This window comes from Actinoplanes sp. CA-142083 (genome assembly GCF_050942195.1).
Lineage (GTDB): Bacteria > Actinomycetota > Actinomycetes > Mycobacteriales > Micromonosporaceae > Actinoplanes.
Map to the genome: position 1 here is coordinate 2,516,132 of NZ_CP192076.1, position 19,280 is coordinate 2,535,411.

At 69.6% G+C, this 19,280-nt stretch carries 11 protein-coding genes; 4 read left to right on the forward strand and 7 right to left on the reverse strand.

What is annotated here, in order from left to right:
- The first annotated feature begins 13 nt into the window (after positions 1 to 13).
- Positions 14 to 1,219 (forward strand): FAD-dependent oxidoreductase, encoded by a 1,206-nt coding sequence (locus tag ACQPZX_RS11960; protein WP_433378590.1) that lies wholly within the window; start codon positions 14 to 16, stop codon positions 1,217 to 1,219.
- Here the strand turns inward: ACQPZX_RS11960 and ACQPZX_RS11965 are convergent.
- Positions 1,216 to 5,214: a trypsin-like peptidase domain-containing protein gene (locus ACQPZX_RS11965; RefSeq protein WP_433378593.1), complete on the reverse strand. Its 3,999-nt coding sequence runs from the start codon at positions 5,212 to 5,214 to the stop codon at positions 1,216 to 1,218. The two genes, ACQPZX_RS11960 and ACQPZX_RS11965, sit on opposite strands and share 4 nt — an antisense overlap.
- Before the next feature lie 267 nt (positions 5,215 to 5,481).
- Between ACQPZX_RS11965 and ACQPZX_RS11970 the strand changes: the two genes are divergently transcribed.
- Together ACQPZX_RS11970 and ACQPZX_RS11975 are read left to right on the forward strand one after the other, a co-directional pair.
- Positions 5,482 to 6,105, forward strand: coding sequence for a hypothetical protein (locus tag ACQPZX_RS11970; protein WP_433378595.1), 624 nt, complete (start codon positions 5,482 to 5,484; stop codon positions 6,103 to 6,105).
- Positions 6,106 to 6,117: 12 nt separating this feature from the next.
- A complete protein-coding gene (locus ACQPZX_RS11975) occupies positions 6,118 to 9,225 on the forward strand; it encodes a helicase HerA domain-containing protein (protein ID WP_433378598.1) in 3,108 nt (1,035 codons plus the stop codon).
- A 23-nt stretch (positions 9,226 to 9,248) separates the two neighbouring features.
- Here ACQPZX_RS11975 and ACQPZX_RS11980 read toward each other — a convergent pair whose 3' ends face one another.
- Both ACQPZX_RS11980 and ACQPZX_RS11985 read right to left on the reverse strand, forming a co-directional pair.
- Positions 9,249 to 11,369: a DUF6055 domain-containing protein gene (locus tag ACQPZX_RS11980; RefSeq protein WP_433378601.1), complete on the reverse strand. Its 2,121-nt coding sequence runs from the start codon at positions 11,367 to 11,369 to the stop codon at positions 9,249 to 9,251.
- Positions 11,370 to 11,451: 82 nt separating this feature from the next.
- Positions 11,452 to 12,999, reverse strand: coding sequence for a diguanylate cyclase (locus tag ACQPZX_RS11985; protein WP_433378604.1), 1,548 nt, complete (start codon positions 12,997 to 12,999; stop codon positions 11,452 to 11,454).
- Positions 13,000 to 13,179: 180 nt separating this feature from the next.
- On the opposite strand from ACQPZX_RS11985, the gene ACQPZX_RS11990 reads away from it, so the two are divergent.
- Positions 13,180 to 14,655, forward strand: coding sequence for an arabinofuranosidase catalytic domain-containing protein (locus ACQPZX_RS11990; protein ID WP_433378607.1), 1,476 nt, complete (start codon positions 13,180 to 13,182; stop codon positions 14,653 to 14,655).
- On the opposite strand, the gene ACQPZX_RS11995 is transcribed toward ACQPZX_RS11990, so the two are convergent.
- The 4 genes from ACQPZX_RS11995 to ACQPZX_RS12010 form a co-directional block, all read right to left on the reverse strand.
- On the reverse strand, positions 14,656 to 15,471 hold the full coding sequence (locus ACQPZX_RS11995) for an SAM-dependent methyltransferase (protein WP_433378610.1): 816 nt from the start codon (positions 15,469 to 15,471) through the stop codon (positions 14,656 to 14,658). It lies immediately after the preceding gene.
- 10 nt (positions 15,472 to 15,481) lie between these two features.
- Positions 15,482 to 18,268: a peroxidase family protein gene (locus ACQPZX_RS12000; RefSeq protein WP_433378613.1), complete on the reverse strand. Its 2,787-nt coding sequence runs from the start codon at positions 18,266 to 18,268 to the stop codon at positions 15,482 to 15,484.
- A gap of 85 nt (positions 18,269 to 18,353) precedes the next feature.
- On the reverse strand, positions 18,354 to 19,019 hold the full coding sequence (locus ACQPZX_RS12005) for a hypothetical protein (protein WP_433378616.1): 666 nt from the start codon (positions 19,017 to 19,019) through the stop codon (positions 18,354 to 18,356).
- Positions 19,016 to 19,231: a hypothetical protein gene (locus ACQPZX_RS12010; RefSeq protein WP_433378619.1), complete on the reverse strand. Its 216-nt coding sequence runs from the start codon at positions 19,229 to 19,231 to the stop codon at positions 19,016 to 19,018. Before ACQPZX_RS12010 ends, ACQPZX_RS12005 begins: the two co-directional genes overlap by 4 nt.
- Positions 19,232 to 19,280: the final 49 nt, after the last annotated feature.

Here is a 19,280-nt window from a genome sequence, read left to right on the forward strand (position 1 = left end):
TTGGAGGTGGCCCATGGGACGGGTGGCGATCATCGGGGCGGGGCCGGCGGGCATGGCCGCGGCGCTGTCGATACATCAGGCCGGTCACGAGGTGGTGCTCCTCGAGCGCTATCCGCGAGCGCGCCCGGCGGGCAACATCCTCAATCTGTGGCCTCCGCCGATCAAGGCGCTCGGCCTGCTCGGCGTCGACACCGAGGACCTGGGCGCGCCCTGCCGCTCCGAGTTCCGCTCGATGAGCGGGCACGCCCGGGTGCGGGTGATCCTGCCCGAGCAGGTGGTGCGCGAATACGGCGGCGGCTTCATCGGCCTGCTGCGCCCCGACCTCTACGAGCGCCTTCTCGCCGCGCTGCCACCCGGCATCCTCCAGGTCAACAGCTCCGTCGAGAGCTTCGATCAAGACCATGATCGCGTACGCCTACGCATGGCCGACGGCGAGCTCGTGACCGCCGACGTGCTGGTAGGCGCGGACGGGATCGACTCGCTGGTGCGCCGCACGCTGTGGGGCGACGAGCCGAAACGCGAGCACAACCTGCACATCTTCGGCGGCTTCACGTTCGACATGAGCGTCACCGAGGAGCGGGCCCAGTGCATCCTGACCCACGGCCCCACCGTGCAGGGCAGCTGGACGTCGATCCGCAGCCAGGGCCGCGACGGCTTCCAGTGGTGGGTGCTGGGCGCGCACGACGCCACCACGGCCTTCACGGCCGATCCACACGCGACCGCGACCCGCATGGCCCACGGCTTCCCCGCGCCGCTCCCGCAGCTGATCGCCGCGACCGCGCCGCCCGACGTGCAGCGCTGGGTGCTGCGCGACCGCCGAGCGCTGAAGCAGTGGTCCCGCGGCCGCGTCACCATCGTCGGCGACGCCGCCCACCCGACCAGCCCTTACGCCGCGTACGGCGCCGGCATGGCCACCGAGGACGGCTACTTCCTGGGCCGCCGCCTGGCCGGCGTGGACCTCTCCAACCACGAAGCGGTGCGCGCCGCGCTAGACGCCTTCGAGGCCCCACGCAAGCCACACACGGCTCGCCAGGTGCGTCAGGCGTACGCGCTGGGGAAGATCTTCCACCACGCGCCGCCCCCGCTGCGCCGCCTCCGAGACCTGGTGCTCGACCACACTCCGCTGCTACAGAAGGTAGTCGGCGAGACCTCACCGGCCGAGATCGTGGCCCAGCTCGCCGCGATCGACGAGGCGGAGAGCCGCTTCCGGAAGATCTAGGACTCGATGGTCAGGGCCAGCAGGCCCTGGCTGAGCCCGACGACCAGGCGGCCGGCCACATAGTGACAGCTCAGAGCCGGATGATGGACCGGGATCGTGCGTAGTGTGCGGCCGGAGTCCACGTCCCAGAGGCGTACGGTGCGGTCCGCGCCGACCGAGGCCAGTATCTCCCGGCCTGCGCCAGGCAGCGCGCAGATGCCGGTCACCGCGCCGGTGTGGCCGGTCAGCGTGCCGTGCGGCCGGCCGTTCCCGGGTTCCCAGAGGCGGATGACGCCGTCCGCGCCGGCCGACGCTATCAGCGGACCGATCGCGCACAGGGCGTTCACGGCGTCGGAGTGCCCATGTTGGGTCCAGAGAGCGGCGCCGTCGGAGTCCCATAGGCGGACGGTGCCGTTCTTATCGGCCGAGGCGAGCGCCGCCCGGCCGTCCCGCACGGTGACCGCCAGCGCGGTCACCCAGTCGGTGTGGCCGGTCAGACCTTCCCGGACGACCCTGTCGTGCGGCCGCCACAGCCGGATGGTCACGTCGTCTCCGGCCGACGCGATCATCGTGCCACTGTCCCCGGGTAGCGCGCGGACCGCGTTGACCGATTCGAAGTGCTCGGTCATCGGCAGGTCGTGCTCGCCGGACGCCGCCGACCACAGCTGCACCGAGCCGTCGCTTCCGGCCGCGACCAGGAGGGTGTCGCCGTCGTTGTCGACCACGCATAGGTCGTTGAGGGTTCCGACGTCGGCGGAGAACTCGTCGATCTCCGTGCCGTCGGCCGGATCCCAGAGTCGGACGCTGCCGTCGCTGCCGGTCGACGCCACCGCCTCGCGACCGCCGGCGACAACGGTGCAGAGCGAGGTCACGGCGCGCAGGCGACGTCCGTCAGCGACCGGGCCGGGCAGGCCTCCGTCCGGATCCCACAGGCGAACGGTGCCGTCCTCGCCGGCGGTGGCGAGCAACCGGCGGTCGTCCAGCGGCAACTCGCAGACCGCGCGGATCCAGCTGGAGTGACCGAACAGCGACGGCCGGGCCCGCCGGGTCGTCGCGTCCCAGATCCGGATGGCGCCGTCCTCGCCCGTGGCGACCAGGAGCCGGCCGTCCGCGAGGTCGATCGTGCACAGATCCGTCATGGGGACGCCGGTCGCCAAGCGGCCCGCTTCCAGCCCGGACACCGGATCCCAAAGCCGGACCGTGCCGTCGTAGCCGGCCGACGCGATCAGCGTGCCCTGGTCGGTGCGAACCGCGTACAGCGTGGTCACCCAGCCGGTGTGGCCCGTGAAGCGCAGAAGCTCCCGCCCGGCGACCGGATCCCAGAGGCGGACGGTGCCGTCGTATCCGGTGGAGGCGACCAGGTCGCGTCCGTATGCCGGAACATGCGTCACGGCGGTCACCCAGCCGGTGTGCCCGGTGAGCGCATGCAGAAGGGCACCGGTGACCGGATCCCAGATCCGGATCGTCCAGTCGTCACCGGCCGACGCGAGCAGGTCGCCGTCGGGGCCGGGGATCGCGCAGATGTTGCGTACCCACTCCTCGTGATCCCGCAGCTCGTGCACCATCTGGCCGCCGACCGGATCCCAAAGCCGGACGGTGCCGTCGTGACTCGCCGTGGCCAGCAGCGTCTCCCAGCCGGCCCGCACCGCGCACAGCCCACGGACGCAGTCCTCGTGCGCGTGCAGCAGCCGTTCGGACTGGTTGGTCAACGGATCCCAGAACAGCACATCGCCGTCCTCGCCGGCTGAGGCCAGCAGATGGCGGCCCTGGACCCGGATCGGACACACGTCGTACACGGCCTGCGAGTGGCCCTCCAGGACAGTGCGCTCCTGGCGGGGCCGCGTGTGGGTCCAAGCCGCGTGATACGGCGCGCCGGTGACAGCGATGTCAGCGCCCAGCCCGTCGATGCGGTCGACGACCGAGAAGAGAGCGGCACGTTCGCCGGCCTCCGCGACCAGCGCCGAAGGAGTACGCCGCAACAATGCCACCCGTGCCCGGCTCCGTTCTGTGGTGGTCGCGTCGGCGACCCGGAGCAGACGGTCGAGTTCGGCGTTCAGGAGGAACTCGTCGTCGGCGAGAAGGTCGTCGAGCAGCCCTGCGCGGGCGGCGTGACCGGCCAGAAAGCGCCGGAGATAGACGGGAGCGGCATCCCAGCCCGCCTCGTGGCCGTCGGCCATCCAGGCGCGGACAAGCCTTTCCTGATCGCCGAACCGGCCCGCCGTGAGCTCGTCGTTGAGCGCCTGGTGGAACAGCCGGTAGCTCGGTATGACCGGGTCGGCGTTCTCCACCAGGAAGTTCGCCGCCGAGGTCCGGGCGAAGCGGCGCAGATCTTCCTCGCTCGCCGTGCCGCCGACCGCACTCACCGCCAGCCGCCACAATCGTGGGGTGAGACCCGGCGGCTCGGCGTAGGCCAGGGCAGTCAGCAGCAGGCGTGCTGAGGTGCCACCCGCTGGGGGCAGTCCATCGAGATAGGTGTTGAGGGCGGAGGCCATGTCACCGGCGAACACCGTCGCGTCGGTGTCGACTGCCATCGTGTCGTGCAGAGCGTGCGCGCGAGCCACGAGTCCGGCTACCAGAAAGTTCCGGCGAGCGAACTGGGCGATCTGGCGGGCCACCGGGCGGGCCACCGAGTCTTGCTCGTACGGGTTTCCGGGGCGTGGATCGCCGACCAGGCGAAGGGTGGCCACGGTGTATTCGACGAGATCCGACTCGGCGAAGTAGTCGGGGTCGTCCAGATCGACCAGGTCCGGATTGTCGCCGAACTCGTCGAGAAGGCTGCCGAGCCCGTCGGCGCGACGAGTGCCCACGATCACCTGGACGCCGAACGCGCGCCCGTCCCGCGCCAGCGGCTGCAGAACCTCGCGCACCAGCAAGCGGGCCTGCTCGGGTTCGGCCGACTCGTCCAGGGCGTCGACGATCAGGTTGAACCGGGCACGGAGGCCCGCGAGCCGGTCGCGTAGCGCGGGGGTGAGGTCGACTGGGGCGGCGGGCAGACCGACGCCGGCCGCTCGAGCTATCTCACCCGCGACCTCCAGCGCGCTCTTCCCTTTGGCGTGGACCGCGCATGCAACCGAACCGGGAGTCGCGCGCACCCCGCTGTCATCGTGCGGAAGTTGGTTTCGCAGTTCGGGGTCGGCGGAGGTGACCAGCCGGCCGAGCACCGCGGACTTCCCCGTTCCCGGCGAGCCGGTCACGACCAGCGGGCGGCCGGACGGAACCGGGTGGTCGAGTGAGCCGACCAGCCGGTGCAGCGCGGCGTCACGGCCCCGGAAGCGGTAGCCGCCCTCGCCGGCGACGGCCACGCCACGTCCTCGCGGTATCCAGTGGCGGCCCGCCTCGTCGTCGGCGACCAGTGTCCAGCCCCAGGCGGCGAGAGCGGCCTCGTCGGCGTCCGCGGGCCGCCACGCCGCCAGGGAGCTCAGCTTCAGGCCGGGCAACCGGTCGTCGGCGTATCGGAGGGTGAGCGCCTGCGCGTCGCCGCCGGCGCCGTGCGACTCGACGATGCCGACCACAGCCCGGTAGTCCGGCGACCACACCGCGGTGCCGCTGAACCCCCGGTCCACCAGCGTTTCCGAGCCGATCGACAGGTGGACCTTCCCGTGGCCGCGGTCATCGGCGATCAGCCCGTGCGTCGAGTACCCGCTCGGCATCGCCTTGGTGAAACCGAACGCCCACCAGGAGCGCTCGATGAGGGCCTTGCCGCTCAGGCAGCGCAGCGTGGCCGGCGTGACCGCGGCGGGCACTGGATCGACCAGCTCGAGCAAGGCCACGTCGACGTTCTCGTCGGGCTTGCCGTTGACCAGGCACTGGCGTACCCGGCGTCGTTCCCGGTAGCCGACGTCCGCCTTGGGGAACGACACCCACAACTCGCGCGGGGCGTCGTCGAGAAAGGCCACGTGGGCGCAGGTCAGCACGAGATTGGTGTCGACCACGATGCCGGAGCCGATCGGCTCGTCCGACCGCTCGGCGGCGTGAATCGCGACGGCCCAGGCGTCCGACGGCGGCCTCAGCGACACGAGCGTCATGCTGCCCGGCGGCTCGGAGAAATGGCAACCGGTCCATTCATGATCCATTTATTGACGCCTCGAACGGATGTTTCAGAAAATCCCATGAGCAGGCGTGGAAAAGATCGGCAAGGCGCCGCCGTGTCAGATATTGGCAGCACTTATGGACGACCTTGCGACATGGGCGGGCGCATCGGCAGAATCGTGCCGGTAAGCGGCGCCCTGCCGTCGAGTCCGAGATCAACGGCGCCCTCGGGCGTCCTGAGGAGCGACCGGAAAATGCCGGAAAAAGAGCTTACATCGGTTCAGCGGTACGTCCTCCTCACGCTGATGATCAGTGCCGCGCCGCTGGAGAACAAGGTCGTCGGCAACAGCCTCAAAGCCGCCAAACGCAATGAGCTCGTGCAGTGGGGATACATCGAGACGGGCGGGCGGCCGATGACTCTCGAGTTGACCCAGAAAGGTCATGATCGCGCGGTTGCCGAACTCGATGGGGAGCAGCCGGCCGGGTCGGGCACGATCGGCCTCGCCCTATACGCGGCGCTGGGATTCCTCCGCAATTTGATCAGCCAAACCGGTACCAAGCCGCAGGACCTGTTCCGCTTGCGATTGGCCGCGGGGATGCCGCCCGTCGCGGCGGACGGCGATCTCGAGGAGCGTATCCGGAAGGCGTACGCGTCGCTGTCGCCTCGTCCCGGTGACTGGATCATGATCGAGGACCTTCGCGACGCGTTGCCGGACGTGGGCCGGCCGGATCTCGACGTCGCCCTCCTCGAGCTCAACCGATCACGCGATGTCAGCCTCGTGCCGGAGTCCAACCAGAAGGCCCTCACCGAGGGGCAACGCGCCGCAGCGGTGACGATCGGCAATCAACTCAGGCACCTCATCGCCATCGGCGTCTGACGGGCCGGCGCGATGAACGATGCACAGCGGCGAGCCCTGGCGGCCCTCCGGCTGAGCTGGGCGCCCACTCCGGACGACGTATGGCGTGCCTCGCCCTATCACGTCGAAGGGTTACATCAGGACATTCTCGACCTCGTGATGGAGGGCGTCGATGAGGCCGCCCGCAACACCGACAGCCCGATGGGAATCGCGCTCCAGGGGCAGCGTGGAACCGGCAAGACCCACCTGCTGGGCACCGTGCGCGAGCGGGTACAGGTCGACGGTGGCTACTTCTTCCTGATCGAGATGCTCGAGTCGAAGGCGTTCTGGCGCAGCACCACGATCGCGCTCATCGACGGCTTCGCCCGGCAACGTCCCGACGGTGACAGCCAGCTCGTGTTCTTCCTGCGCCAACTGGCAGAGCTGATCGACGCCCCGCGTCCGGTGCGCCGCTCGCTGATCGGCGAGTACGAGCTCACCCGGCCGGCGCTGGACGCGTTCATCGATCTGCTCCGCAAGCATCATCGGCAGATCGGCATGGACTGCCAGGACACCGCCCGGGCATTGGCGCTTCAGGCGTCGGGGTCGACATCGGCGCAGGACATCGGCTACGGCTTCCTCTGCTCGAACGACGAGGAGCAACCAGGCGACCGAGCCGCTTGGGGGATGCGTCGCGGCAAGCGCTCCGCCCAGGAGATCGTTCGCGACATCTCCCGGCTGCTGGCGCTCACTGGCCCGACGATCGTCGCGGTCGACCAGATCGACGTCCTCATCGCCCAGTCGGTGAAGTCCACCGCGGCCGGGGACCGCGCCAACTGGCAGACCTCGCTGCTGCTCGAGCAGATCGCCGGCGGCCTGATGTCGTTGCGGGAGAGCACGCGACGCACGCTGTCCGTGGTGGCATGCCTTCCCAAGACCTGGCAGGACATCAAGGATCAGGTCACTGACACGGTGCAGGACCGCTTCCGAGAAGCCGTGCGTCTCAAGGAGATCCCCTCGCGGCAGGTCGGCGAGGCTCTGGTCGCTCGCCGGTTCGCGTCACGTTTCGCCGAGGTCGATTTTGAGCCGCCGTATCCGACCTGGCCGGTGCAGCCGGGGGCGTTTGCCGAGGCGGAGCAGTTCACGCCTCGCGAGCTGCTGCGAACGGTGGATCGGCACGTCCGGGCTTGCCTCGCCGACGGCGAGATCCGGGAGTTGGAGCACCTCCTGTATGCGGTTCCGGAGCGCCCGGAAGTCCCGGTCGCCGACGAGCCCGCGACCGGCTCGGAGACCGCCGGCTTCGACGCCCGGCACGACGAGCTTCTGAAGATCTCCGATCCCGGGCCGGCCTTCCACAAGGACACCGAGGATGTCATCGTGCCCGAACTGCTCCGCGCGGGTCTCACCGCCTGGATCGCGGAACAGGGCCCGGCCGGCGAGATGTACGCGATCGATCCGCAGTCCGGTGGCAAGCCCGCGCTGCACGCCCGCCTGCGCCGTGCGCTCGACGCGAACGACGAGGACGAGGAGCACTGGTCGTTCCGGGCGATCGCGGCGACCCATCACATCGCCGCGCTCAATCGCATCAAGAACGCGACCACCTCGGCCGGCCTCACCGAAGGCGTGACGCGGCGCCGGCTGTTCCTGCTGCGAACGGCTCCCTGGTCGGCGGGTACCCGCACCCAGGAGGTGATAAAGGCCTTCCGGCAGGCCGGAGGAGAGACGCTGCCCTTCCCGGACGAGGACGTGGTCCGGCTGATGGCGTTGCACGGGCTGATCGCCGAGTACGGTGAGGAGGCGCTCCGATCCTGGTTCGCGCGGCGCCGGCCGACTGACGAGATCAGCGTTCTCCGGGAGTCCCTGATCGCGTCCGAGTCGGTGGCCCCCGAGCCGATTGCCCCCGAGCCGGTCGCATCCGGCCCCGTCGGCTCGGCGATCGAGATCGGCGAGCAGATTGACGGCAGCGGCCGGGTCGCCGTCTCGCTCGAGGCGTTGCGCCGACACACAGCGATCTTCGCCGGATCGGGCTCGGGTAAGACGGTGCTCATCCGTCGCCTGATCGAGGAGTGCGCCCTTCAGGGCGTCTCGGCCATCGTGCTGGACACCAACAACGACCTGGCGCGCCTCGGCGATCCCCACCCATCGCCGCCGGCGTCGTGGTGGCTCGGCGACGCCGACCGTGCCGCCGAATATTTCGCGAACACCGACGTCGTGGTCTGGACGCCGCGGCGGCGAAGCGGTCGGCCGCTGAGCTTCCGTCCGTTGCCCGATTTCGCGGAGATCGTGGATGACCCGGACACGTTGGAAGCGGGAATCGAAGTGGCGGTAGCCGCATTGGCGCCGCATGCCCGCGCCGAAGGCAACACCGACAAGGCGCGGCTCAGCCAATCCGTCCTCCGCCAGGCCCTGGTTCACTATGCCCGCCGTGGTGGTGGAGATCTGCCGGCCCTGATCGACCTGCTCGGCGATCTGCCCGAGGGCGTCAGCGACCTCGGCGACGACGGCATCAAGCTGGCGGCGAAGATGTCACAGCTCCTGACGGCCGCGACGATCAACGACCCGCTGCTCGGTGGCGTCGCGGCCCTCGCCGATCCCGGCGAGCTGCTGACGCCGCCACCCGGCAAGCGCGCCCGGATTTCCGTGATCAGCTTCGTCGGCCTACCCGAGCTGAAGCAGCAGCAGACCTTCGTCAACCAGCTCCAGGTCGCTCTGTTCGCTTGGATCAAGCGGCATCCCGCCACCGACCGCCCCTTGGGCGGTCTCCTGGTGATGGATGAGGCGCAAAATCTGGCCCCGTCCGGCGCGATGACGCCCTGCACTCACAGCACGCTGATGCTGGCCTCACAGGCCCGGAAGTACGGTCTTGGCCTTGTCTTCGCCACCCAGGCGCCCAAGAGCCTGCACAATCGGATTCCCGGCAACGCCGCCACCCAGTTCTTCGGCCTGCTGACCAGCATGACCCAGATCGACGCGGCCCAGGAGATCGCCCGCGTGAAGGGCAGCCCGATCCCGGACGTGGGACGTATGGACCGCGGTGAGTTCTACGCGGCGATCGAGGGGGCGGGTTTCGTGAAGATACAGGCCCCGTTCTGCCTGAGCCATCACCCGCCGAGCCCGCTGACCACCGAGGAGGTCATCCAGCGCGCCGCCGCCGGAGCCTGACGGCGGCGCGCTGGAAGTCTCGGTTATGAGGCGGCGCAGGTGGCCGCCGGGGTGCTGGGGGAGCCGTCGGCCAGGAAGCCGAAGGTGGTCTTGGCGCCGGGTGCCAAGGCGCCGTTCCATGAGGCGTTGCGGGCGGTCACCGTCGTGCCCGAGGTGGTGACGTCGGCGCTCCAGGCTTGGGTGATCTTCTGGCCCGACGCCAGCTGCCAGGTGGCCGTCCAGCTGCTGATGGCGCCGGCGCCGGCGGTGACCGTGACCTCGCCCTGGAAGCCGCCGGTCCAGCTGCCGGTGACGGCGATCGTCGCCGTGCAGGAGCGGCCGGCCGGCGGGGTCGTCGTGGGCGACGTGGTGGGCGGGGTGGTCGGGGGTGTGGTGGGCGGGGTGGTCGGGGGAGTGGTTGGCGTCGTGGTGCCGTTGACGGCCACCTCGGCGTCGGTGAAGCGGGTCACCGCCGGGTTCACGTCGGTCTCGCCGGTGCGGCCGTCGCAGGCCCGGTCGGGGTTGAAGAGCAGGTACGTGCCGGAGCCGCAGGCGATGGCCAGCTCGGCGTCGCCGCCGACGACCACGCTGCCGGAGAGGTTGGCGCCGCCCTGGACCAGGGCGTTGTCCTTGACGACCGCGTTGCCGCCGACCGTGGCGCCCGAGTTGACCCAGGCCAGGCCCTCGATGCGGGCGTTGCCGCTGACCGTCGAGTTGCCGTAGACGGCCGCCCGCGGGCCGACGTAGGCCGTGGCGGCCACGTTGGCGCGATTGTCGACCCAGCCGCCGCCGTTCGAGTGCCAGTGGCCGCCGCCGGTCGCGGCCGGCTTGACGTAGCCGGGCTCGTAGCCTGACGGCGTCGCGCCCGTGATGCCGAACTCGTACGGGTAGCGGTAGTTCTTCGTGTATCCGTCGAGGAACGCGTAGTGGTGCACCGACGACGGCGCCCCGAGCACGACCAGGTAGACCTCGTTCTCGCCGGTCTGGGTCTGGAAGGTGATCTCGCCGTCGGGCGAGGTGGACACCGGACCGTAGCGCGGCACCCCGTTCTTGACCGCGACGAAGCCGTAGCTCCAGCCCGAGCCGGCCGCGCTGTTCACGTGGCCCTTGAAATGCAGCCGGATCAGCGCGCCCGACGACGCCGGGATCAGCTTGATTTTGTTGTAGCCGTAGTCGGAGGGCGCCAGGGCGGGCGGGATCGCATAGTGCCCGGCCGACTGGTTGACGGCGTCGACCGCCACACCGTTGTACGCGTTGATGAAGCCGGCCCCGTACACATTGGTGATGAACGGCAGAACGTGGGAACGATTGCTGTAGTCGTACGTCACCTGGTGTTGTGCGTATTCGGCGAGTTGCGCGTTGAGCTGTGCCTGGGTGAGTCCGGCGATGCGGCGATACGTTTCCAGGGGATGCTCGGTGTTGCGGGCCTCGTTCCACATCCGGTTGAAGATGTCGATGCTCCCGTAACGGTCGACGAGGTATTGCACGAGCATCCACGCGCCGTAGTGGTGGCGGCTCGACGAATACGCCAGGTTCTCGGTGCGCAGGAAGCGGGTGAGGTCGCCGGCGCCACCGTCGGGATAGACCTGCATCGCCATGTATTCGGCGCTGGACTCCCAGAAAGTCCCGGCCGACGCGTCGGTGAAGCCCATTCCGGACTTGCCGAGGAAGGTCAGATTCTGGAACACGTGTCCCAGCTCGTGGGCGAGTCCCCAGGATCCGGGCAGCGCCGCGGCGGGCGCGATGTTGATGACGCCGACCTTGCCGTCGGCGCTTCCGCCGGTCGCCCACGCGTTCAGCTCGGTGCGATTCCAGATCTGGGTGACGATCACATCGATTTTGTACGTGGCGAGCAGTCCCGATTCCGGCGTGAACTTCATGGAGTTCACATAGAACGAGTACACCGACTCCAGCTGCTGGAGGATGTTGTCGGGATTGAAGTTGTACGGCGACGGGGCCGACACCGGATTCGTCCCCGATTTCTCGCCCCAGAGAAGGATGAAGTTCGCCGATTCCTTCGTGCGGTTCTGGGTCCACGGCACCTCACCGGTGGCGGCCCAGGACGCCGGGATGTAGACGCTCTTCGTGGCCGCGAAAGCCCGTGGCGCCGCGAAACCCATCGAAAGTCCGAGCAGCAGCGCGAGGAGCAGGAAGCGTTTCAGCATGGTGTGGGGGACCCTTCGTCGGCAAGCTGACGCTGACTCCCCACCAAGTCAGCGGCCATCATGGCTCACCGATCGAGTGCCGTCAATGCATCGCGACCCGGTTGCGGCCCGCCTTCTTCGCCTCGTAGAGCCGCGCGTCCGCGTCCCGGAGAAGGCCGGCGACGCCGATGCTCACGGTGATCGCCAGCCCGGGCGCGATGATCCCCCAGTCGAACTCCTCGACCATCCGCCGGACCCGCTCGGCCGCCTCGACGGCCTCGGATGCCGACAGGTCCCGGAAGAGCAGGGCGAACTCCTCGCCGCCGTACCGTGCCGCCAGATCGTCCCCGCGGCAACCGGCCGTCAGCAGCCCGGCCAGCGCCCGCAGCACCTCGTCGCCGATCTGATGGGAGAACTCGTCGTTGACCCGCTTGAAGTGATCCACATCGATCAGGGCGACCATGCCGTCGGGGTGGGCCGCGAGCTGCTCGTCGAGCCGGCGCCGGTTGGCCAGCCCGGTCAGCGGGTCCTCGAGTGACATCCGCAGCAGCCCGTCCGCCCGCAGCCGCTCCCGCTCGGCGAGCGCCTTGGCCTGCTCGGTCTCCATCCGGACGGCGGCGACCCGGGCGTTGCGCTGGGCGGCCTCCGAGGCCACCTGCCGATACAGCAGGTGGAATTTCTTGTACGAGGCCAGCGCGCCCGCGAGATTGCCACTTCTCTCGTACGCCTCGGCGAGGTGCTCGCAGAACATCATGGCCGCGCTCTTGCTCTCGGCCACGTCGAGCGCCTGCGAGAACAATGCCGCCGCCTCTTCGTACCGGCCGAGGGCCAGGCAGATGCCGCCGCGGGTGTCGAGGTGGTGGGTGATCGTGTAGGCCGCGTCCCGCGCCAGGTCGATCTCCCACGACTCGAGCAGGGTCAGCGCCTTGCCGGGGAAGCCGGCCGCGCCGAGCGCCTCGGCGTAGTTCGCCAGCGCGCACGCCTCGTTGCGCCGGTGCCCGTGCTCGCGGGCGATCACCATGGCGGCCTGCGAGCGCTCGGCGGCGGCCAGCGCGGCGCGCACCGAGCCCTCCTCGTCGCCCTCGTCCCGGGCCGCCTCCGCGATGCCCATCAGGGCGCACGCCACCGTGTCCTGCAGGGCCGCGTTGGCGATCTCGTCGCCGACCAGCCGGGCGGTCTCGGCGCCGCGCTCGCACAGCTGGACGGCCAGGTCGAACTGTTGCAGCGCGAGGTAGACGTTCCCGACCGCGGTCAGCGCCGTCACGTACGCGCTCAGGTCGCCGCCCGCCTCGGCCAGCTCCAGCGCGCTCAGGCTCTCGAGCAGCGCCTCGTCGGTCTCGCCGGAGGCCAGCAGCGCCCGCGCGACCTCGCTGCGGGCCCGCGCCTCGGCCGCCGGATAGCCGGTCTCCCGGCCCGCCTCGGCGGCGCGCAGCGCCAGCTCCAGGGCTTCCGGGTATTCGTCGCGCGCCCGACGGCAGTTGGCCAGCACCGACAGGGCCTCGGCCCGGACCAGGGGATCGTCCCCGGCCGCCGCCCGCGAGGCGAGATCCATCGCCGCTTCGTACTCGGAGACGCGCAGCATGTCGCGGCTGCGTGCCAGTAACTCGGCGGGGTCCGCCCGCTCGGCGACTGCGATCTCTGACCCGCTCACCTGCGTTGCCCCGTCCAGCCGGCGCTGATGGCGGAAGCATCGGCCGCAAGCATCACGGCATGAGCGATCCCGCGGGTGCGATCTCGCGCGATCGGGGACCCCATTGACAAGTGTGAAATTAAGAGGCAAAGATTTGTTAACGTTCACATCCGCGACTCCCCACGCAGTGAAAGGCACTCGATGCGTCTCCGATCTCTGTGGCGAGTCGTCCTCGCCTCCGTCCTCACCGCGGCGGCCGCGTTCGCCGTGTCGGGCACGGCCAACGCCGCCGGCACCGGGCCGTGCGACATCTACGCCAGCGGCGGCACCCCCTGCGTCGCCGCGCACTCCACCACCCGCGCGCTCTTCGGCTCCTACAGCGGCTCGCTCTACCAGGTGCGCCGCTGGTCCGACGGCGCCACCACCAACGTCGGCGTGCTCAGCGCCGGCGGGTACGCCAACGCCGCGACGCAGGACAACTTCTGCAACGGCACGTACTGCACGATCGTGCGGATCTACGACCAGACGTCGCGCCACAACGACCTGACCATCGCTCCCGGCGGCGGCGCCAACCCCACCGCCGACCAGGGCGCCAACGCCGCGGCCCTGCCGGTGACCGCGGGCGGCCACAAGGTTTACGGCGTCTACATCTCGGCCGGCAACGGGTACCGCAACAACGCCACCAACGGCGTCGCCACCGGCAGCGCGCCCGAGGGCATGTACATGGTCACCGAGGGCACCCACGTCAACAACCGCTGCTGCTTCGACTACGGCAACGCCGAGACGAACAACAACGACACCGGCAACGGCGACATGGACGCCATCTACTTCGGCACGCTCTGCTGGTTCTCGCCGTGCAGCGGCTCCAACCCGAAGGTCATGGCCGACCTCGAGAACGGCCTGTTCGCCGGCGGCAACGGCTCCAACACCGCCAACACCGGCCGCAACAGCGCGTTCGTGACCGCGATGACCAAGAACAACGGCACCACCACGTACGCGATCAAGGACGGCAACGCGCAGTCCGGCAGCCTCGCGACGCGGTACAACGGCGGGCTGCCGACGCAGTCCGGCTACCGGCCGATGACCAAGCAGGGCGCGATCATCCTGGGCATCGGCGGCGACAACAGCAACGGCTCGGTCGGCTCGTTCTTCGAGGGCGTGATGACCAGCGGTTACCCGACCGACGCCACCGAGAACTCGGTGCAGTCCAACATCGTCGCGGTCGGGTACTCCAAGAGCGTCACGTTCCCGGTCAACGGCGCGACCTACCGGCTGACCAACCTGGCGGCCGGCAAGGTGCTGGACGCCATCAACTGCGGCACCGGCGACGGCACCCTGCTCGACGTCTGGCAGAACCTGAGCAACTCCTGCCAGCAGTGGCGGTTCAACAGCGTCGGCGCCAACAAGTGGACCATCACGAACGTCAACTCGGGCAAGGTCCTGGACGCGCAGAACTGCGGCCTGGCCCTGGGCACCGTGGCACAGCTCTGGTCGTCGCTGGGCAACAACTGCCAGCAGTGGGCGGTCATCCCGGCCGGCAACGGCCGCTACGAGCTGGTCGTCGAGAACAGCGGCATGGTCCTCGACGACGTGAACTGCGGGACCGCCAACGGCAACCGGGTGAACCTCTGGATGTGGCTCAACAACACCTGTCAGCTCTGGTCGTTCTCGTCCTAGTCAGAGCTTGCGCCCCACGGCGGTCCACACGTTGATGTCGGACCGCTCGGGGATCTCGGCGCCGGGCTCGGGCCGCCATTCACTGGCCGGCACGACGCCCGGCGCCACCAGCTCGAGGCCGTCGAAGAGCTCGGCGAATTCGTCCCGCGGGCGGGTCCAGACGTCGGTCTTCCGCTCGTCCATCAACTGCTGGTAGAGCCGCTGCTGCTCGGGGGTGCCGAAGTCGCTGGTGGCGTGGGTGGCGACCAGGAAGCTGCCGGCCGGCAGCGCCTCCAGCAGCTCGCGGACGATCGGCTGGGCCGCGCCGTTGCCGCGGATGAAGTGCAGCACGGCGATCAGCATCAGCGCGATCGGCTGGTCGAAGTCCAGCGTCTCGCGGGTCGTCCGGTCGGCGAGGATTGCGCCCGGATCGTTGAGGTCGGCCTCGATGTACGACGTGCGGCCCTCGGGACTGCTGGTGAGCAGCGCCCGCGCGTGCACCATGACCATCGGGTCGTTGTCGACGTAGACGACGCGGCTCTCGGGCGCCACCGACTGCGCGACCTCGTGCGTGTTGTCGGCCGTCGGCAGACCGGTGCCGATGTCGAGGAACTGGCGGATGCCGGCCTCGGCGGCCAGGAACCGGGTGGCGCGCCGCAGCAGCGCCCGGTTGGCCAGCGCGCCCAGCCGCACCTTGGGGAACATCCGCTCGAGCTGGTCGCCCGACTCGCGATCGGCGGCGTAGTGGTCCTTGCCGCCGAGCCAGTAGTTGTACCGCCGCGCGGGGTGCGCCACGGTGGCGTCTATTTCGGACAATCCGGCCGACCTGTCAGTCACGCGGCGAAGTCTACGACCATGGTGCGAACGCGTTGCGACCCTCGGGCAGCAGTGTGACCAACTCCGGGCAATGCCGATGGATCATGCTCGTCATCGTGGTATCGGCGATCCAGTCGAGCCCGAACCGGGTGTAGATCTCGGGCCGGTAATCGGCGGTCAGGAAACGGTCGCTCTGCAGCCGCCGCGAGGCCATCAGGATGAAGACCCGGAACGCCGTGTCCGAGAACCCGAAACCCTCCGGCGGCGTCTCGGAGAACAGCCCGACCATCGTGTCGACCTCGTCCACGGTCCGATAAATCGCGCGCAATCGCCGTACGATATCGGGGTTTTGATGTAAATCTTCCCACCGCTCGATGCGAGGCAGGTGCAAAGCGGCGCGGAAATCGTTGTAACGGGGCACGCCGCGGCGCCGGGTGCGCACCAGATCGACCACCGACAGGTCGATGAGCTCGCCCTCCCGCTCGAGATTCAGCAGCGCCCGGGGATAGTTCCGCAGCGTGATCGCGCCCGGGTGGGCGACGCCGAACGAATACAGCACGTCCGTCAGGCCGAGCTCGCGCAGCACGTCGTCGGCGCGGTTTCCTTGCAGATCCAAAAACCGGCTTTCGCGTACGAGATTGCCGCTCGCCGCGTCGCGGAACGCATAGTCGTCCGGAATCAGCCGGTGCATGCGGTAGACGGTCACGAAGTCCTCGGTCAATGAGTACGGCGTGCCGTGGTGATCCGGAACGGTCTTCGGAATGCCGTGCAACGCATTGACGTCGGTCAGCCAGAGCCCGACCCGGCTGAGCCAGTCCTTGGCCGGGACGCCGTTCCAGTTGACGTGCATCGCCCGGTCGAGCACGTCCGTCGCGAGGATGGCCGGAGTCCACTCGATCGTGTGAATCTTCGCGATCAGCGCCGCCACGATCAGCCGCGCGGTCTGGTAGATCCGCTCGTCGGTCCAGCCCGGGTTGCGTTCGCGCAGCTCGTCGCAGAGCACGTTGTGCTCGCGCGCGAACAGCGTGTGCATGCTGCTCAGCCCGAGCCACCACGCCTCGTTGAAACCGGTGATCTCCGACCCGTTGAGATCGACCGGCAAGTAGCCGTTGTCCAGCCGCAGCTTCGCGCCGTCCCGCAAGGCGTTGTCGTCGCTCGTGCCGTAGACCTCGGACCCGTCCCACCAGTGCGAGGCGACGTTGCCGAAGAGCAGCTCGACACCGTCCGCGCCGATGCCCCGGCTGATGTTGCCGCCGATCCGCATCTCCGGCTCCAGCGGCCCGCCCGGCGTGTTCTGCCAGCCCGGCACGTCCGGCGGCAGCGGCACCCGCACGTCGTCGACGCCCAGCGGGTGCCGCGCGTGCACCACCCAGTCGTGCACCTGGAACTGGATCCACGCCGCGGCCAGGATGTTCAGCGACGTCGCCGGCTTGAACGCATCCCGGTGCAGCAGCTCACGGCTGACCACGAGCGGGTTCGGCTCATCGTCCAGCTCCGGCCGGTGGGTGGCGGGCGCGTTGCGCCCGAAGGCGGCGCCCACGGCGCCCATGTCCGGTTCCGAGAGGTCGTTCCAAGTGCCATTTCTCGTACGGAATTCGCGGGGTTTGTCTTGTGCCGGAACCGGCCTGGCTCGCGGCGGCGCCTCGCGCACCTCGGTGTCGATCAGGTTGTCCCGGCGCAGCACGTCCCGCAGGGCGGCCAGGTTGAGCAGCGACAGCGCGTCCGGCAGCCGGTGCCACGGCCGGAACCGGTTGACCACACCGAAGATGCCCCGCATGGCCGCGCCCGCGATCCGGTTGCGGGTCGGCACTTCGGTGAGCCAGCGCTCCCGGTCGCGGTGCGCGGCGCTGGCGTCGTAGGCGGCCTTGCGCACCCGGTTGAGGTTGCCCAGCGGCCGGAACTCCTCGGTGGTGTTCCATGGGTTGAACCGCAGCCCGTGCACCTCCCGTTGATGAGTCGTCCCCTGGAAGATCGTCAGCACGGCGATGGCCTCGGGCGGCGCCGCCGGCGAGCGCCAGTCGACGGCCGCGTCCTCGATCGGCGTCTCGTCTCCGTTGCGGAAGCGCTGCACGCACAGCTCGAACCGCACGTCGCCGAGGCCGAGCCGGGTTTCCATCTCCGTGCCGAGGAAATCGGGGTCGCCCGGCGGCGCGGGATCGGCCTGCGGGGTGCCGGGCCACGGACGCAACAGATACTGCAGCGCGTGCTCGCCCCACGCGATCGGCGTGCGACTCCAGTAGGTCTCGGTCGCCACGCTGGTGATCCGGGTGCGTCCGGCAAGAACGTTGCGCGCCATGCGAACCGTCTCGAACGGCCCGATCGTGAACGCCAGCTTGACGAGCCCGGCGACGCGCCCGATCCCGCCGCCCGCGGTGGCCACGGCGAACTCGCAGAACTGCCGTGCGTTCCGCGCGTGCGCCACCGGCGCGTTGGTCATCAGCAGGTCGTGCTGCTCGTCGTCGGTCACGGTGACCCGTAGCGCGGCCCCGCGCAGATCCGGTTGGTGGTCGTCGAGGATCCGCCCCTCGGCGTTGCTGAACCGCACGGCTGTCCGATAGGCCGCTCCCGGCTGGGCGAAACCTGTTTGCAGGTCGGCCGGCAGGTCGAGGAAGCGCAGCTCGGCCTCCGCCACCGCGAAGGTTCCTTTGGCCTGGAAGCCGGCGACTATCGGGCCGCCGCGTTTCCGATTCTTGAGCTGGGCTTGCATGATCTGCTCGGCCATCCGGGCGAACTGCTTGCGCTCGGCCTCGGCGGAGCCACCGAGATAGGACTCGCGCCACCGCGGCGTCGTCCCGGTGATCGGACCATCGACGGTCATCTGCGGCCTCCGGCGTCGGTGCAGGGCTCGCGGTCGGCCGCAGCGTATCGACGACGGGCAAATCCCGCCGCCCCGCGCGTGTCGCTCAGCGCCGGGCGGCCACGGGACTGACGCGTGCCGGGGAGCGGTGCCACAGCAGGGTCGCGGCGAACGCGAGCAGCCAGACGCTCCACAGCACGTAGCCGAGGAAGTTCGCGAAGTCGACGCCGGGCACGCCGAGCGGCGAGACCACGCCGGTGGCGATCAGCACCGCCGCGACGCCGCCCAGCGCCGGGAACCAGCTCCCCGCGAACGCCCGGCCCAGCGCGACCAGCACCAGCAGCGTCCACGCGGCGGTCAAGGCATAGCCGAGCGTCTCGCCGATGAGGGTGCCGAGGACGTGATGAGCGGTCTCGAATGCGGTTCGGTCGCCTGCGGAGGCGTACGAGGGAATCAAAAACACCCAGCGGGAGAGACCCACGACCTGGACCACCGCCGCGGCTATGCCGATCGGCACGGCTATGCGCATCGCGCGGTGGGAAGACAACCGGCCGACGCCGATGGCGATGGGTGCGAACAGGGCGGCCGAGAGCGCGAGAACGGCGAACCAGGCGATCACCGTGCTTTCGTTGGCGAGGAACGCGGCGAGGATCTCGTCGGTGGGCTTCTTGAGGATGTCGGGGTAGTCGAAGACGCTGCCCAGCGCGGTGAAGGCGACGTTGGTGAGCACGGCGGCGGCGATGAGCAGCGCGGCGGTGAGCTTGCGGGTCATGGGAGTTCCCTTCGGGACAGGCGGGCTACGAGGTTGTTGTCGGGGTGGTCGGCCAAGTGCTCCCGGGCGAGCACGTCGACCCGGTCGAGGTCGCCGGCCAGGTATGCGCAGGCGATCGCTACGGTCTGCCGGTCGCGGGTGGTGACCGCGGCGGCCTGTGCGCGCGTGAGCAGCCTCAACGCGGTCTCGACCATGTCGTGGACGTCGGTCATGGAGGCACTCTCGCCGCAACGGCTGACGCGCGGCTGACGCTGCCGACTT

Coding starts and splice junctions, on each gene's coding strand:
- ACQPZX_RS12005 (WP_433378616.1), bottom strand. CDS start 19,019: ATGACCCGCAAGCTCACCGCCGCGCTGCTCATCGCCGCCGCCGTGCTC.
- ACQPZX_RS11960 (WP_433378590.1), top strand. CDS start 14: ATGGGACGGGTGGCGATCATCGGGGCGGGGCCGGCGGGCATGGCCGCG.
- ACQPZX_RS12010 (WP_433378619.1), bottom strand. CDS start 19,231: ATGACCGACGTCCACGACATGGTCGAGACCGCGTTGAGGCTGCTCACG.
- ACQPZX_RS11970 (WP_433378595.1), top strand. CDS start 5,482: ATGCCGGAAAAAGAGCTTACATCGGTTCAGCGGTACGTCCTCCTCACG.
- ACQPZX_RS11990 (WP_433378607.1), top strand. CDS start 13,180: ATGCGTCTCCGATCTCTGTGGCGAGTCGTCCTCGCCTCCGTCCTCACC.
- ACQPZX_RS11975 (WP_433378598.1), top strand. CDS start 6,118: ATGAACGATGCACAGCGGCGAGCCCTGGCGGCCCTCCGGCTGAGCTGG.
- ACQPZX_RS11980 (WP_433378601.1), bottom strand. CDS start 11,369: ATGCTGAAACGCTTCCTGCTCCTCGCGCTGCTGCTCGGACTTTCGATG.
- ACQPZX_RS12000 (WP_433378613.1), bottom strand. CDS start 18,268: ATGACCGTCGATGGTCCGATCACCGGGACGACGCCGCGGTGGCGCGAG.